This window comes from Arthrobacter sp. H-02-3 (genome assembly GCF_003097355.1).
Lineage (GTDB): Bacteria > Actinomycetota > Actinomycetes > Actinomycetales > Micrococcaceae > Arthrobacter > Arthrobacter humicola.
In genome coordinates this window covers 78,852-95,110 of sequence record NZ_PYUI01000018.1, presented here as the reverse complement: position 1 = coordinate 95,110, position 16,259 = coordinate 78,852, and the positions used below count along the sequence as shown (strand labels likewise).

Genomic DNA, 16,259 nt, shown 5'->3' with positions numbered 1-16,259 from the left:
CCCACCACCGGAACACCCCCCGGGGACCCGCACCACCGGCACACCCCCCGGGACGTGAGGGAGGAGCGCGCCGGCACCGCAGGACGTGCGGCAGCGTCGCAGCGATCCCTGTCAGACGTGCGGGAGCATCCGAATGGGAACAGGGCCCGCAGGCTGCCCGGATACCGGCCTGGCCGTGCCACCAGGGGTTGGCAAGTCCGGCAGCACGGACGGCGACGGACTATGGCGAAAACGGCACTGATGGAGGGGCGTCCGCTCTCGGCGCAATTTGACCGCGATCGGCGTCGAATCCAGTGATTTTCCCCAAAAAACGCCGAAAACACGCGGAATTTGCCACCTCGGCGGCGCCAAGCTGGTAAGTTTTCGAACAGTGGTTTGTACGCATGCCGTGTGCAGGCTCCAGAAATCATGACCGTCCAGGAGGACATAAATGGCTAAGAACCGTAGTGAACTTGTTGCAGAGGTAGCGGGCAAGGCCGGCACCAGCCAGGCAGCAGTCAACTCCGTGCTCGACGCACTGTTCGAGGTTTTCGAGACCTCTGTCGCCGCGGGCGAGAAGATCACCATCCCGGGCTGGCTCGCAGTCGAGCGTACCGACCGTGCAGCTCGCACCGGCCGCAACCCGCAGACCGGCGAGACCATCCAGATTGCCGCTGGCCACAGCGTCAAGCTGACCGCCGGCTCCAAGCTGAAGGCTGCAGTCGCCAAGAAGAAGTAGTCTTCTTCTCGCGCTTGAAAGGAGCGGCAACCCTCGGGTTGCCGCTCCTTTTGCGTCCCAACCTGGTTCGCCAGATTTGCTTAGCCGATTCAACCGTTCGAGAGGTCGGGACCGATTCGCTGAGCCGGGCGGCGTAGCGGACAATGGAAGGGTGCCTTCCGCAGTAAATCCCACTCCCACAACCGCAGCGCCCGTCCCCGGGGACGCGCGCGGCCCCGGCCAAGGTCCCGACGGGATTTCCAGGCCGTGGCTGATTGTCGGCCTTGCCGCGTTGTTCGTGGGCCTGGCCGCGGCACTCATCTTCTCCGGCGCAGCAGCCGCACGCGAAGTCTCTGATCCCGGCGCACTCGTGCGCTGGGGGCTGCCGGTGAGCAAAGCAATCCACAACGTCGCCGTGGCCACCGTGATCGGTGGCCTGATCTTCGCCGTCGGCATTCTCCCTCGGGACAGGACCGGCTCCCGGTCCAAGCAACGGGACGCCCCGGAACATCCGGCCTTCACCCGGGCACTGGCCGTGGCCGCGGCCGCAGGCGCCGTCTGGACGCTCTCCGCGATCGCCGTGCTGGTCCTGGGCTACGCCGACATTGCAGGGCAGGGCATTTCCGGGGATCCGGAATTCACGCGGTCCCTCGTGTACTTCATGACGGATATCGAAACGGGACGCGCCTGGCTGACCGTGGTGATCATCGCCGCCGTCGTTACTACTGTCCTGTTTGGGGTGCGCTCCCGCGGCGGGCTGGCACTGACGCTGATCCTGTCCTTGATCGGGTTGGTCCCGGCCGCCCTGATCGGACACTCGTCGAGCTCCAGCGACCATGAGGGTGCCATCAACTCGCTCGGCCTGCACCTGGTAGGCGTATCTGCCTGGGTGGGGGGCATCATCATGCTGGCGCTCCTCTCCGGCGTGCTGGGCGGCGCAGGTGCCGGCGGCCGCAACAAGGGCGCGTCGGCGGGGACACCAGACATCACCGAGCCGACACTCCGCCGGTTCTCATCCCTCGCAGGTTTTGCTTTCGCCCTGGTCTTTGCCTCCGGCGTGATCAATGCCAGCATCCGCCTCACCACGTGGAGCGACCTCTTCGGCTCGGCCTACGGGCAACTGATCCTCGCCAAGACGGCAGCGGTCCTGGTGCTGGGCGGCATCGGGCTCATGCACCGCCGCTGGGTCATCCCGCAGCTGGGCAACCGCGCCATGGGCCGGTCCGCCCGCCGGGTGCTGTGGCAGCTCGTGATCGTGGAACTGATCATCATGGGAGCGACGTCGGGGATTGCCGTGGCCCTGGGGCGTTCTGCCCCGCCACAGCCCACCTCCTTTGCCCCCGATGCGTCGCCGGCCTTCCTTCTCTCCGGCTACGACCTGCCGCCGGAGCTGACGCCCGAACGGTGGCTCACGGAGTGGCGGCCCGACTGGCTCTGGATCGCCGTCGTGGTCTTTGCCCTCGTCTCCTACGTCCTCGGTGTCCGGAAGATCCTGCAACGGGGCGACTCGTGGTCCTGGTTCCGGACGGTCAACTGGGCGATCGGACTCGTAGTCCTCACGTACGTGACCTCGGGGCCGCCCTCGGTCTACGGCCGCGTACTCTTCTCCGCCCACATGGTGGACCACATGGCCCTGACCATGGTGGCCCCTATCTTCCTGGTTCTCGGCGCCCCCATGACGCTGGCGCTCCGGGCGCTGACGCCGCGGCGGGACAGCTCCCGCGGACCGCGTGAGTGGCTGCTGATCATCATTCACTCCAAGTTCTCGCAACTGGTGACCCACCCGCTGTTCGCGGCGGCCAACTTCGCCGGCTCGATCGTGCTCTTCTATTACTCGGACGCGTTCGGTTACGCGATGCGGGACCACGTGGGCCACGAACTCATGAACCTGCACTTCGCCCTCACCGGCTACATCTTTGTGCTGACTATGATCGGCACCGACCCACTGCCGCGCCGCGCCCCATACCCCATGCGGCTGCTACTCCTGTTGGCCACCATGGGCTTCCACGCGTTCTTCGGAGTCGCCATCATGGGCGGCACCGGGCTGCTGGCCGCAGACTACTTCGGGAACCTCGGCCGGCCGTGGGGGCCCTCCGCGCTGCTGGACCAGCAAATGGGCGGTGCCGTGGCCTGGGGCATCGGCGAAGTGCCCACGCTTCTGGTGGCGATCGGCGTCGCCATCATGTGGTCCCGTTCCGACGCCCGCGAGTCCAAACGCACCGACCGGGCGGCGGACAGGAATAACGACGCCGATCTCACCGCTTACAACGACATGTTTGCCAAGCTGGCAGAACGCGATGCCAAGCTCGCCGAACGCAATTCAAAGCTGGAAGGACGCTGATGACCGACACCGTACGCACCCACCTCCGGGTCCGGGCCTCCGAACTCGTGGGCCGCAACTGGCTCAACACCGGCGGCAAGTCCCTGGACCTCGAATCCCTGCGCGGCAAGATCGTCCTGCTGGACTTCTGGACGTTCTGCTGCATTAACTGCCTTCACGTCCTGGACGAACTCCGCCCGCTCGAGCAGCAGTACTCCGACGTCCTCGTGACCGTGGGCGTGCATTCGCCCAAGTTCGAGCACGAGGCTGACCCCGTGGCGCTGGCGGCCGCCGTCGAACGCTACGAGATTCGCCACCCGGTCCTTGACGACCCGGAGCTGGAGACCTGGAAGGCCTACACGGCCCGCGCCTGGCCGACTCTGGTGGTCATCGACCCCGAGGGCTACATCGTGGCGCACCTCTCCGGCGAGGGCCACGCCGACGGCCTCGCCGTGCTGATCCCCGAGCTGATCGCCGAGCACGAGGCCAAAGGCACGCTGCACCGCGGCTCTGGCCCCTACGTGGCGCCGGAGCCGACGTCGGGAACGCTTCGCTTCCCCGGTAAGGCCCTGTACCTCCCGGCCGGCCGCGGCGTCGGAAGCGCCACGGAAGCCGGCTCCTGGCTCGTCACGGACACCGGGCACCACCGCCTCGTGGAGCTCTCCACCGATTTCCAGACCGTCCTGGCAACCTACGGTTCCGGCGAAAAAGGCCACACTGACGGTACGGCCGCCGCGGCCCGGTTCAATGAACCGCAGGGCCTCGTGCTGCTGCCCGCGGAGGTCGCCGCGGAGACCGGCTACGACGTCGTGATTGCCGACTCCGTGAACCACCGGCTGCGCGGACTCTCGCTGGCAGACGGAAGAGTCCGGACGCTTGCCGGGAACGGCGTGCAGCGGCTGCTGGAAACCGGGCCGGCCCGCGTCAACGAGGAAGGCGCCGCCTACGGTGCCCGGCTGGAGGCGGACCCGCTGGAGGTGTCCCTGAGCTCCCCGTGGGATGTGGTCTGGTCCGCCAAACTCCAAGCCGTGGTAGTGGCGATGGCCGGCGTGCACCAGATCTTCAGCTTCGAGCCGACGTCCGGTGCCGTCAAGATCATCGCCGGCAACGGCCTCGAGGGACTCCTCGACGGCCCGGCAGCGGAAGCCTGGTTCGCCCAGTCTTCCGGCCTCGCCGAGGACGCCGATGGCAACGTCTGGGTAGCCGACTCCGAGACTTCTGCCCTGCGCAAACTGGTGATTGACGACGCCGGCAGCATCACCGTCGAGTCCGCCGTCGGCAAAGGCCTGTTCGATTTCGGTTTCCGCGACGGCCCCGCCGCAGAGGCACGGCTGCAGCACCCCCTGGGCGTCACGGTGCTTCCGGACGGCTCCGTAGCGATCGCCGACACCTACAACGGCGCCGTCCGCCGCTTCGACCCCGCGACGGGGACGGTCTCCACGCTGGCCCGCGGGCTGTCCGAGCCCTCGGACGTCATTGTGGACCACACCCAGGTGGCCGGGACCGAGCCACTGCTGGTGGTGGTCGAGGCCAACAAGCACCAGCTGGTCTACGTGCCCATCCCGAAGGAAGCGCAGCAGGTGGATGAGGGCGCCGCACAGACCCACCGGCCCAAGAGCCCTGTGGCGCCCGGGCCGCTCGAGCTGGCCGTCCGCTTCACCGCCCCCACCGGGCAAAAGCTGGATGACCGCTGGGGCGATCCCACCCAGCTGAAGATCTCGTCCACGCCGCCCGAACTGCTGGTCTCCGGCGGCGGGACCTCCGTGGGCCTGCAGCGCACCCTGGAGCTGTCCTCTGACGTTCCCGAGGGCGTCCTGCACATTACTGCCCGCGCGGCGGCGTGCGATGGCCCCGAAGACGCCGACGGCGAGATCCCGGACCACGCGGCCTGCCACCTGTACCAGCAGGACTGGGGCATCCCGGTGCTCCTGCAGGCCGACGGCGACACCGAGCTGGTCCTGGACCTGCGCGGAATGGACTGAGCCGGCGAGTCTGTGCCCTGAGTCGATTGCGCCGCTGAGCCGAACCTGAAAAGGCTGCTGTCCGTGACCTGCCGTCACGGACAGCAGCCTTTTGGCTCAATCCCGGCCGGGCCGCCCCGGATTCCGGGAGTTCTGAATCCTGGACCGGGCGAGAACCTCTTTGGTGTGACACGAGACTATCCGCACCCGTTCCGGGAGTCCCTGATCATGGTCGAGTGCGCCGTCGGGAGGGGCGACACGACGTTGGATTTCTTACGACGGCGACTTCCCGGGGCGCGCAATGGCCGGGCCCGGGGTGTCCTCACACGGGCATGACGGGAGGGGCCGCCCGGCGGGCCCGCACCTGTGGTTCTAGTAGTTGAGCTGCGGCGTGATCTTCACGGTGTCGCCATCGATATCCAGACGGGTCGTGAAGCTGAAATCATGGACGGTGTTGATGTCGGTCACGGCGCCGGTGAACAGATCCACCTGGCGGGCTTTGATCCGGGCCTTGCCGTCCAGGGGTGCCACCACCCAGCGGCCGCCAAACGGCTCGATGCTGACGGTGGGGTAGTCCGTGATGCTCCAGTCAATGGTCCCGTCCAGCACGCGGTTGTTGGTGGCGTGGTAGAACGGGCAGTCGGGTTGCAGCTTCTGCTGTTTGTCGGCCTCGTCGGCGCAGGAATCCAGGAACTCCTTGACCTTGCCGCTCACGGCGGCCTTCAGGGCGTCTGTTGCCTCGGTCAGCAGATTCAGCGGAGCCGGGTGCGAGTCCCCCGCGGTCACGGTGGCCCGGGTGGGCGAGGCGGAGAAGTACTGGCCGTTCAGGGCGGCCTCGTACTCGCCAGGATAGAAGACGGCGAAGGAGTTGCGGCCGTTGGGCATGTTCACCGGTACACCATTCAGGGTGGCCTCGCTGGAGTTGACTACGGTCACGTCCAGGACGGGCAGCGCCGCGGGCACGAAGGACCATTTGTGGAAGAACAACCACTCGGTGCCGGACCGCTCCAGCAGGAACTCGGTCCGCGACTGGCTGCCGTCGATGGTGTAGTTGACGGGCACCATGACCTGGTCGGCGCCGCGCTCTTCAGCGTCGCCGACCTTGACGTCGGAGAGACGTGCGGCTGCGGTCTGCAGGGCGGATCCGTCGAGCATTGCAGGATTGCTTTGCGGCACGGAGGCGTGCAACAGGCCTAGCGCCTTTTCGCCTTCGCCCTTTTGCAGGGCACTGAGATACTCCCGGACGGGCTGCTGGGGACCGGCAATGGAGTTGTTCACCAGATTGATCGACACGATGGCTCCGGCCACGGCAAGCATCAGTCCCAGCAGCCACACTGCTGCGATTTTGACCAACGCCTGACTCATTTGCACGATTCTTACGTTACCTGCACGCCGCAGGAAACCCGGTGTCACGGTCCGCGTCTGTGACGCGGAGTATTGCCGCCCGCGGCCCGGACACCGTGGCCCAGGTTCGCCGGCGCCGGGATCCTAGCGGCGGCGGCGTTTCGAGGACGTGCCGAAGACTCCGCGGAGCAGCTCCCGGCCAAGCTGGGTCCCCAGCGAGCGGGCCATGCTCTTGAGGCCTCCGCCCAAAGCCCCCGCAAGGTCATCACCGATGCCGCCGCCGATGCCACCGCCACCTGTCGGCTGTGCCTGCCGGGGCGCCTGACGCTCGGGCGCGTCCCTGTATTCGGGCTGCTTCGGCCGCTCCGCGGGCCGGCTGCTGGGCCGGCCAAGGATTTCTTCTTCGATCCGGCGGGCCTCGGCGTCGATGGCCGTCGGATCCAGGGCGGCGCCGGGAGCTGCGCCGCCGTCGCCGCCCTGCCCCCTGCCGCGTGAGCCGCCCGGATGCGCGGCGCCGGCCGCCGGCCCGGTGGGGGCAGCGCCTGTGTAGTCACCGCCTTCGGCGGTGATTTTCTCGTAGGCGGAGATGTTGTCGACGGCGGTGCCGTACTTGGGCAGGAGGGCGGAGCCGGCCACCGTGCTGGAGATCAGGGCGTCGGTGCTGGGACCCATCACGGATTCCGGGGCGCGCAGCCGGGTGAGTGCCACGGGGGTCGGGGCGCCCTTCTCGTTTAGGACCGTGATGACGGCCTCGCCGATGCCGGCCGTGGTGAGGGTCTCTGCGAGGTCGTAGTCGCTGGTCGGGAAGGTGGAGACGGTGGCCTTGAGGGCCTTGGCGTCCTCCGGGGTATAGGCGCGCAGGGCGTGTTGCACCCGGTTTGCCAGCTGGCCCAGGACATCCGCCGGGACGTCCTTGGGAGTCTGCGTCACGAAGAAGATGCCGACGCCCTTGGACCGGATGAGCCGGACGGTGGTGGTAATTGCGTCAAGGAAAGCCTTCGAGGCGCCGTTGAACAGCAGGTGGGCCTCATCCAGGAAGAACACGAGCTTGGGTTTGTCGAGATCCCCGGCTTCCGGCAGGTCCTCAAAGAGGTCTGCGAGCAGCCACATCAGGAACGTTGAGAACAGCATGGGCTTGGTCTGCAGCGTGGGAAGCTCCAGGCAGCTTACGACGCCGCGGCCGTCCGGCGCAGTACGCAGCAGTTCGGCGGTGTCGAACTCGGGTTCGCCAAAGAACTTCTCCATGCCCTGCGCCTCGAGGGTGATTAGTTCACGCAGGATCACGCCCGCGGTTGCTTTGGAGAGACCGCCCAGTTCCTCGAGCTCGTCCTTGCCCTCGGCGGAGGTCAGGAACTGGATTACGGCGCGCAGGTCCTTGAGGTCGATCAGCTCGAGGTTGTTCTTGTCCGCGAAGTGGAACACGAGCTGCAGGCTGGATTCCTGGGTCTCGTTCAGGTCCATCACACGGGAGAGCAGGATGGGGCCGAAGGAAGTGACTGTGGCGCGGACCGGTATGCCCTGGCCGTCGCCGCCGAGGGCCAGGAATTCCACCGGGAAAGTCTTGCCGGACCACGGCTGTCCGATGCTCTCAGTGCGGGCCAGGAGCTTGTCGCTGCCCGTGGCGGCGGTGGCCAGGCCGGAGATGTCGCCCTTGATGTCGGCGAGGAACACCGGCACGCCCGCCGTGGAGAGCTGTTCGGCCATCATGTGCAGTGTGACGGTCTTGCCTGTGCCGGTTGCTCCGGCCACGAGGCCGTGCCGGTTCATCATCGCGAGCGGCAGCCGGACGGGAGCGTCCTTGTGGAGTTCGCCGTCGACGATCGCCGCTCCGAGCTCGATCGTCGGGCCCTCCAGGGTGTAGCCCTGGACGATCGTGGCGACTTTGTCTGCGGTGGATTTGATGGCCATGCGGTTAGCTTAGCCGGGTCCGGGGTTCCCGGACCCGGCTAGGGCTGGCCTATTCGGCGAGGGCCTTAAGGACTTCCTTGGCCACGTCCTCGCTGGACTGCGGGTTCTGTCCGGTGATGAGGTTTCCGTCCCGCACGACGTGGGACGTCCACGCCGCACCGTTCTCGACGATCGCGCCTTTCTCCTTCAGCACGTCCTCCACGAACCACGGCGTGTTGGGCCCCGTGCCGCCGCCCAGCTCCTCCTCATTGGTGAATACAGTGAGGCGGCGGCCCGCGAAAGTGAACGAGCCGTCGTCGTCCGTGGCGCTCAGCAGCCCGGCAGGGCCGTGGCAGAAGGGCGCGATGATTTTGGCCGCCGCGTTGGCGCCGGTGAGGATCCTGCCGAGGTCGGCGTCCTGGTAGAGGTCGGCCATGGGGCCGTGGCCCCCCGGCATGACGACGGCGTCGTAGCCGGCGACGTCGACGTCGGCCAGCACCAGCGGCGCGGACAGCTCGGCGTCGATCGAATCCAGGTACGTCCGGAAGCCGTCCGCGCGGTCCTGGCCGCCGGCGGACTCGGCCGCGAGGCTGACCTCGTCCACGGTGGGCTTCCGGCCGCCCGGGGTGGCGATGTGCACGGTGTGCCCGGCGTCGAGGAGGGTCTGGTGCGAGACGACGAGTTCCTCGGCCCAGTAGCCGGTGGGGTGTTCGCTGCCGTCGCGCATGGTGAGGGAATTTGCGGCCGAGACGACCATCAGGATGTTAGCCATGGTGTTGTTCCTGTTCTGCCGGCAGGGCCGGCGGGTAGCGGAGGGGTTTAGCGGGCCGCGTGGAGTTCGGCGTAGGTGGCATCGTCAAGCACGACGCCGGCGGCGGCGAGGTTCTCTTCGAGATGCTGAAGGGAACCGGTGCCCGGGATGGGCATCATGACGGGGGAGCGGCGCAGCAGCCACGCCAGAGCCACCTGGGAGGTGGTGGCGCCGAGCCGTTTGGCGGCCTCGTCCAGCGGTCCGCCCGGCCGGGCGAGCTCCCCGGCGGAAATCGGCGCCCACGGAATGAAGCCGATGCCGTTCGCCTCCGCGTAGTCGAGGACGTCCTCGGAGCTGCGGTCGGTGAGGTTGTAGCGGTTCTGCACCGTGGAAACGGTGAAGTACTTCCCGGCTTCCTCCAGTTCCTCCACGCTGACCTGGGACAGGCCGAGGGCTTTGACCTTGCCTTCCTTCTGTAGATCGCGCAGCACCGTGAACTGCTCCTCGCGGTCCACCTTGGGGTCGATCCGGTGCAGCTGCAGGAGGTCCAGGGAGTCGACCTTGAGCTTGCGCAGGCTCAGTTCCGTCTGCTGGCGCAGGTATTCGGGCCGGCCGACCGGTACCCAGGCGTTGGGTCCGGTGCGGGTGAATCCGACCTTGGTGGCGATTGTGAGGCCGTCCCGGTAGGGGTGCAGCGCCTCGGCGAGGATTTCCTCGCTGATGTTGGGGCCGTAGGAATCGGCGGTGTCAATGAAGTCGACGCCGAGCTCCACGGCGCGGCGCACGACGGCGATCGCGGCAGCACGGTCTGCCGGCTCGCCCCAGACGCCGTCACCAACAATGCGCATGGCGCCGAAGCCCAACCGGTGGACAGTTCCCAGGTCCTTCAAGTCGATCGTGGCGGATAGTTCCGGATGCTGTGGATTGTCATGGCTCATAGGGTAGGGAACATCCTCAGTCTGCTGACTATTCCATCGGGCTATTCTTTCGGGCTCGCCGGCCGGGTGCTGCTGGCCGGCAGGAGGGGAGCATTGGCGGGCATTGCGACCCGTGCCGAATTACGCCACCGATTTGAAATTTTGCCTTAGACTGTGGCATGCCCAACTCGCTCCCTCGCATCGTACTGGCCTTTGTAGTGACGCTCGGCCTTGTCCTCCTGGGTGGAGGGCCGGCCTCGGCCGCCACCGCCAGCTCCCCGGGACCGGGCATCGACGTCTCCTGGCCGCAATGCGGCACCACTTTGCCAAAACAGCCCGCCTTCGCGATCGTTGGCGTCAACCACGGCCTGGCGAACAACACGAACCCGTGCCTGGCGAGCCAACTGGCTTGGGCGAAGACGGCAAAAGCCCCCGCGACGACAGCGCAGCCGAGGGTGGCGCTGTACGTTAATACCGCCAACCCGGGCCGGCAGGGGTCCTGGTGGCCGACGTCGAACACATACAACGGTGTAAAGGTCACCAACCCCTACGGCAGCTGCGCCGCGGGGACGTTCAAAGCCTGCTCCTACATGTACGGGTGGGCGAAAGCCTCGGACGACGCCAAACGCCGCGGTGTCAGCAACCCGCAGTCCTACCTCTGGTGGCTGGATGTGGAAGCGGAAAACACCTGGCAGACCGACAAAGCGGCCAACGTGGCTGCCCTGGAGGGCATGACTGCGTATTTCAAGAGGATCGGCGCCCGCGTGGGCCTCTACTCGACCGGCTACCAGTGGGGACAGATCGCCGGAACCGTGAAGTCGACCAGCCCGCTGGCAGGATTGCCCAGCTGGCTTGCAGGCGCGGGATCAGCCGCCAAGGCGAAGGCGAACTGCACCCTTCCCGGGTTGACCCCAGGCAGCCGCGTCTCGATGACGCAGTACATCTCCGGAGGCCTTGACTACAACTATTCGTGCGGCTGATCCGACCGCTGAAATATCCGGGGGGCCGCCGTCGTTGACCCCAGTGTGCCCGCGCCGGAAACCTGGCGCCGCCCGGACCGTGGCTCCCAACCCTGGTCCGAACACTGCTCCGCTACGAAAGGCCGGCTTTTTCCGTGACTGTTCCGCTTTCCATCCTTGACCTCGCAACCATCGGCCCGGGCCAGACGGCGGCCGAGAGCTTCGCCGGAAGCGTGGCCATGGCACAGCTCGCCGAGGACCGGGGCTACCGGCGGATCTGGTACGCCGAGCACCACAACATGTCCTCGATCGCGTCCTCCGCCACGAGCGTGCTGATCGCGCACGTTGCGGCCCACACCTCCAGCATCCGGCTCGGCGCCGGCGGCGTGATGCTGCCCAACCACTCGCCGCTGACTATCGCGGAACAGTTCGGCACGCTCGAAACCCTGCACCCGGGCAGGATCGACCTCGGGCTGGGCCGGGCGCCGGGCAGCGACCAGAACACCCTGCGGGCCCTGCGCCGCGACCCGATGTCGGCAGACAGCTTCCCGCAGGACGTCCTGGAACTCCAGGGCTACTTGACCGGCCCCACCCGCATCCCGGGCGTCGAGGCCACCCCGGGCAAGGGCACCAACGTGCCGCTGTACATCCTGGGCTCCTCCTTGTTCGGGGCCAGGCTGGCCGCGCAGCTGGGCCTGCCGTACGCCTTCGCCTCGCACTTCGCGCCTGCCGCGCTGCAGGACGCGGTGGCGACCTACCGCCGCGAATTCCGGCCCTCCGCGCAGCTGGACACCCCGCACGTGATCGCCGGCGTGAACGTCATCGCCGCGGACTCGGCCGCCGAAGCCCAGGCGATGTTCCAGGCCACCAAGCGGGCCAGGGTTTCCCTGTTCTTCGGCAACGGGCGTGTGTTCAGCGACGACGAGGCGGACATGATCCTGGACTCGCCGCAGGGCCAGCACATGGCGCAGATGATGAAGTACTCCGCTGTTGGCACCCCTGATGCCGTCCTCGCCTACCTCGAGGAGTTCACGGACCACGCCGACGCCGACGAACTGATCGTGGCGCACCAGAGTACCGGCACCGAAGCCCGGCTGCGTTCCGTGGAACTTCTGGCCGACGCTGCCCGGCTCGTGCGGGCCTAACGGCCGGTCTTTCCTATGGCCTCGCGGAGCCGGGCGGCGGCCGTTTCCGGCGGGATGTCCGCGATGAACGCGCCCATCGCCGCCTCCGAACCCGCCAGGTACTTGAGCTTGGTTTCCTCCCGGCGCGGGGAGGTCAGCTGCAGCATGAGCCGGATGTCGTCCCGGTGGGCGTGGACGGGAGCCTGGTGCCACGCCGAAATATACGGGGTGGGGGTGTCGTACAGGGCGTCGACGCCGCGCAGCAGCCGGCCGTAGAGCCTGGAGAACTCATCGCGTTCCTCGCCCGTGGTGGCGGCGAGGTCCGGGACGTGCCGGTGCGGGAGCATGTGCACCTCCAGCGGCCAGCGCGCGGCAAACGGAACGAACGCCGTCCAGTGGTCGCCCTGGAGCAGCACCCGCTCGGATTTCTGTTCGAAGCTGAGGATGTCCTCGAACAGCGGGCCGCCGTAGTCCTCGATCGTGCGGATCAGCTGGGCCGTGCGGGGCGTGATGTACGGGTAGGCGTAGATCTGCCCGTGCGGGTGGTGCAGCGTCACCCCGATCGCCTCCCCGCGGTTCTCGAACGGAAAAACCTGTTCGACGCCGGGCAGCGCCGACAGCGCCGCCGTCCGGTCCGCCCACGCCTCCACCACCGTGCGCATCCGGGACAAGGGCAGCCCCGCGAGGGAACCGGTGTGTTCGGGGGAGAAGCACACCACTTCGCACCGGCCCACGGACTGCCGGCTGCGGCCCAGCCCTACCCGGGCGAGGTCCGCCAGGCCCTCCGGTGCGGCGGCGCCGGCCAGCTCGGGTCCGAAGGACGGGGATTTGTTTTCGAACACGGCAACGTCGTAAAGGCTCGGAATTTCCGAGGGATTCTCCGGCGACGCCGGGGCCAGCGGGTCCAGGTGCGAGGGCGGCAGCACCACACGGTTCTGCCGGGCGGCCGCGATTGAAATCCACTCGCCGGTCAGGACGTCCTGGCGCATGGTGGCCGTGGGCGGCCGGACCGCCGGCTCGCGGAGATCGTCCCCCCGCTCCGGCGGCAGGACGGTGTCGGCGTCATCGAAATAGATGATGTCCCGGCCGTCGGAGAGCTTGTAGGCGCGTTTCGTAATCCGGCCCATGCTAGGAGCCCCTCACGGGGTGGCCGCCCCTAGCGGCGGGTCCGCCGGATGGTTCGGAGGCTGGTTCAGCAGCGGTGACGCGGCGGACGGACAGGAGCAGCCCGTGTTCGGGGTTCAGGACAGGCATTGGCAGGCCGGACTCCGCCAGGAAGCGGCCGGTCGCCTCGACGCCGCCCCCGAGCCACCCCGGCGGGACCGCCTGCAGGAACGCCCGGCCATCGTCGGCCGCCGGGTAGACCGCGTCCACCCGGTACCCGGCGTCCGGCAGCAGCCCCGGCAGGCAGACCCTCCCGGGGACTTCGGCGAACGACGTCGCCACGGACACCAGCGCGTAGAGGGCCTCGCCGCCGTCATGGGACACGACGCCGTGGAGCCGGAGGGACGGATCCGGTTCGTCGGCCCGCACCATGCGCCCGCTGTGCAGCAGGGGACGGTACTTCTTGAACAGTGCGATCGCCGCGGCAAGCTCGGTGCGCTCGGAATCGGCGAGGTGCCGGACATCCCATTCGAGGCCGAAGTGGCCAAACATGGCCGTGATGGCCCGGAAGGAGAGGTCGTGCGTCCGGGCGGTGGTGTGGCTTGTGGTGGGCCCGATGTGCGATCCGACGAGCTCCGGCGGCACCACCATGCCGGTCCACCGCTGGATCGTCTGCCGTTCCAGGGCATCGTTGCAGTCCGAACCCCAAATCCGGTCTGTGCGGTCGAGAATGCCGAGATCCACACGGGCGCCGCCGGAGGAGCAGCTTTCGATCTCCACGCCGGGGTGGGCTTTGCGGAGTTCGTCGAGGAGGCGGTACACGGCCTGTGTCTGGGCATGCACCGAGGGGCGGCCGGCATGGCCCATTTCGGCCAGGTCCCGGTTCTGGTCCCATTTGAGGTAGCTGATCCGGTATTCGCTCAACAGGGCATCGAGCCGGTCGAAGATGTACTGCCAGGCCTCCGGATTGACGAGGTCCAACACCTGCTGGTGCCGCCAGCGCTCCGGAAGTCGGCCGGCCGGGCCGCCGGGAACGGGCTGGCCGCCCCCTGCCGCCGGGCTGCCGCCGGCGGCCCGCGGAGCCGGTCCGGCGATCCAGTCCGGGTGGGCCCGGGCCAGGTCCGAGTCCTCGTTGACCATTTCGGGTTCGACCCAGAGTCCGAATTCCATGCCGTGGCCGGTGACCGCGTCGATCAGCGGGCTCAGGCCCTTGGGCCAGAGGTCCTCGTCGACGTACCAGTCGCCGAGGCCCGCCGTGTCGTTGCGCCGGCCGCGGAACCAGCCGTCGTCGAGAACGTAGCGTTCCACGCCCAGCCGGGCGGCGGATTCGGCGAGGTCGAGCAGCATCGGCATCCGGTGGTCGAAATACACCGCTTCCCAGACGTTGAGCACCACGGGCCGGGCTTTGCCGGACCGCACGCCGGGGTGGTGCGGGCGCCCGCGGAACCAGGCGTAGAAGGCCTCGCTGATGCCGTCCAGCCCGGCGGCGGAGTACGCCGCGAACAACCACGGGGTCTCGTAGCTGGCGTTTGCCGCCAAGGTGATCTCGCCCCCGCCGAGCAGCTCCGAAGCGCCGATAACGGTCCGGCCGTCCGCTGAGGCATCAACGAAGCTCTCGTGGTTGCCGCTCCAGCCCAGATGCACGGCCCAGACCTGCCCGTGGCGGTTGCCGAAGCCGGCGCTCCCGGCGGCCAGCAGGAGCGAGGCATCATGTCCCGTCCGGCCGTGTCGGCCCGAGCGGACCCACGTTCCCTGGCGCAGCGGCAGGCGCTGGGGGTGGGACTCCCGGCACCAGCGGCCGGTCAGGTCCAGGATCTCGGTGGCGGCGCGGCCCAGCGGCAGCACGGCAGCGAGTTCGTCGAGGCTGTAGGGATCCGCGCCGTCGTTGTGGAGCCGGTGCCGGAGCTGCAGCAGGCCGCCGTCGTTGATCTTCACCTCCGTGCGGACGGTGACGCCCGCATCCGGGTCTGCCTGGGTGATGACGGCGGAGCACCCGTCCCCTTCCGCCCGTTCGACGGCGACAACCCGCAGGCAGGCCGAGAAGGCGTGGCCGTTCCGGTGGCCCCGGAGGCCGGGACGCCCACGCCAGCCGGAGGACGCCTGCGGGATGAGCCCCAGCGTAACCGGGATGTCGAGGGCGGAGTGCGGCACGGCGTCGCCGAGCAGTGACAGGTCCGGCAGGGCCGGGCCGAGGTCGGCGCCAAAGTGGAGCATGGCGGGCTCGCCCGTGCTGAAGTCGACGAGCAGGGACGTTCCGGAACGGCGCAGGTAGAGCGGTTCCACATGCGGGATGCCCAGGGGGGAACGGTTCTCGGGGACAAGAGTCAGGTCCGGATTGTTCACGCTAGCTCCAGGCGTAGTGGTTTAGGGGTGGGCGGGGCCGTGCCGGTCAGCCTGAGGCGGCACTCTGGGCAATCGTTGTCGGGGCCAGGCGGAGCCGGCCGACGCGCTCGCCGAGGATCCGCCGGGCCTCACTGCCCAGGAGGTCGTCGCTGATGAGTTCGTCGGCGTCTTCGAGGGCTGCGATGGTGCTGATGCCCAGGGTGCCCCACTTCGTGTGGTCGGCCAGCACCACCACCCGGCGGGCCGCGGCGACGAAGGCGCGGTCCGTTTCGGCTTCCAGCACGTTCGGCGTGGTGAACCCGGCGTCGGCATCCACGCCGTGGACGCCGAGGAACAGCACGTCCAGGTGCAGCTGTTTGAGCGAGGAAGTGGCCAGCGGCCCGACGAGGGCATCGGAGGGGGTGCGCTCGCCGCCGGTGAGGATCACGGTGGATGGGGAGGAACTTTGGTGGAAGACGTCCGCGATCCGCACCGAGTTGGTGACCACCGTGATCCGGGGCCCGGCGGACAGCAGCTGGGCCAGCGCCCAGGTGGTGGTGCCGGCGCTGAGCCCCACCGCCATGCCCTCGCGCACCTGGGCGGCTGCCTCCTGCGCAATCGCCATCTTTTCGTCTTTGAGCTGGGTCACCTTCAGCTCGAAGCCCGGCTCGTGGGTGCTGGCCCCGCCCGGCAGCTTCGCCCCGCCGTGGATCTTCTCCACCGCGCCCGCCGCGTCGAGGGCCTCGATGTCCCGCCGCACGGTCATCAGGGAGACGCCGAGCATCTTGGCGAGGTCCGCGACACGGACGATCCGTTCACGCTGGACCTCCGCGAGGATGGCGGAATGGCGGGCTGCGGCTAACATGTGGAGTC

At 68.2% G+C, this 16,259-nt stretch carries 12 protein-coding genes; 5 read left to right on the top strand and 7 right to left on the bottom strand.

The genetic code is table 11. The annotated features are described in order from the left end of the window. Window positions 1-430 precede the first annotated feature (430 nt). The 3 genes from C9424_RS16190 (at window position 431) to C9424_RS16180 (ending at window position 4,999) form a co-directional block, all read left to right on the top strand. Window positions 431-718, top strand: a complete 288-nt coding sequence (locus C9424_RS16190; protein ID WP_011776355.1) for an HU family DNA-binding protein — start codon at window positions 431-433, stop codon at window positions 716-718. Window positions 719-869: 151 nt separating this feature from the next. Next, window positions 870-3,038 carry a cytochrome c oxidase assembly protein gene (locus C9424_RS16185; protein ID WP_442862050.1) on the top strand — a complete coding sequence of 723 codons (2,169 nt, stop codon included), beginning with the start codon at window positions 870-872 and terminating at the stop codon, window positions 3,036-3,038. Beyond that, window positions 3,038-4,999, top strand: a complete 1,962-nt coding sequence (locus C9424_RS16180) for an NHL domain-containing thioredoxin family protein (protein ID WP_116767922.1) — start codon at window positions 3,038-3,040, stop codon at window positions 4,997-4,999. The genes C9424_RS16185 and C9424_RS16180 overlap by 1 nt, the downstream gene beginning before the upstream one ends. A 351-nt stretch (window positions 5,000-5,350) precedes the next feature. Here C9424_RS16180 and C9424_RS16175 read toward each other — a convergent pair whose 3' ends face one another. The 4 genes from C9424_RS16175 to C9424_RS16160 all read right to left on the bottom strand — a co-directional run bounded on the left by C9424_RS16175 (window position 5,351) and on the right by C9424_RS16160 (window position 9,898). Then, window positions 5,351-6,343 carry a hypothetical protein gene (locus tag C9424_RS16175; RefSeq protein WP_116767921.1) on the bottom strand — a complete coding sequence of 331 codons (993 nt, stop codon included), beginning with the start codon at window positions 6,341-6,343 and terminating at the stop codon, window positions 5,351-5,353. Between the two features lie 123 nt (window positions 6,344-6,466). Continuing rightward, entirely contained in the window at window positions 6,467-8,230 is a 1,764-nt protein-coding gene (locus C9424_RS16170) for a helicase HerA-like domain-containing protein (protein ID WP_116767920.1), read from the bottom strand. Window positions 8,231-8,279: 49 nt separating this feature from the next. Next, a complete protein-coding gene (locus C9424_RS16165) occupies window positions 8,280-8,981 on the bottom strand; it encodes a type 1 glutamine amidotransferase domain-containing protein (RefSeq protein ID WP_116767919.1) in 702 nt (233 codons plus the stop codon). Between the two features lie 47 nt (window positions 8,982-9,028). Next, window positions 9,029-9,898 carry an aldo/keto reductase gene (locus tag C9424_RS16160; protein ID WP_116767918.1) on the bottom strand — a complete coding sequence of 290 codons (870 nt, stop codon included), beginning with the start codon at window positions 9,896-9,898 and terminating at the stop codon, window positions 9,029-9,031. 158 nt (window positions 9,899-10,056) lie between these two features. On the opposite strand from C9424_RS16160, the gene C9424_RS16155 reads away from it, so the two are divergent. Beyond that, window positions 10,057-10,857 (top strand): hypothetical protein, encoded by an 801-nt coding sequence (locus C9424_RS16155; protein WP_116767917.1) that lies wholly within the window; start codon window positions 10,057-10,059, stop codon window positions 10,855-10,857. Between the two features lie 134 nt (window positions 10,858-10,991). Next, window positions 10,992-11,981 carry an LLM class flavin-dependent oxidoreductase gene (locus C9424_RS16150; protein WP_116767916.1) on the top strand — a complete coding sequence of 330 codons (990 nt, stop codon included), beginning with the start codon at window positions 10,992-10,994 and terminating at the stop codon, window positions 11,979-11,981. On the opposite strand, the gene galT is transcribed toward C9424_RS16150, so the two are convergent. From galT to C9424_RS16135, 3 genes are all read right to left on the bottom strand, one after another. Continuing rightward, the gene (galT, locus tag C9424_RS16145; RefSeq protein WP_116767915.1) at window positions 11,978-13,087 is read right to left on the bottom strand and encodes a galactose-1-phosphate uridylyltransferase; all 1,110 of its coding nucleotides are present in this window, start codon (window positions 13,085-13,087) and stop codon (window positions 11,978-11,980) included. The two genes, C9424_RS16150 and galT, sit on opposite strands and share 4 nt — an antisense overlap. Before the next feature lies 1 nt (window position 13,088). Then, window positions 13,089-15,347, bottom strand: a complete 2,259-nt coding sequence (locus C9424_RS16140) for an alpha-galactosidase (RefSeq protein WP_116767927.1) — start codon at window positions 15,345-15,347, stop codon at window positions 13,089-13,091. A gap of 106 nt (window positions 15,348-15,453) precedes the next feature. Then, on the bottom strand, window positions 15,454-16,251 hold the full coding sequence (locus C9424_RS16135) for a DeoR/GlpR family DNA-binding transcription regulator (RefSeq protein ID WP_116767914.1): 798 nt from the start codon (window positions 16,249-16,251) through the stop codon (window positions 15,454-15,456). Between the last annotated feature and the right edge of the window lie 8 nt (window positions 16,252-16,259).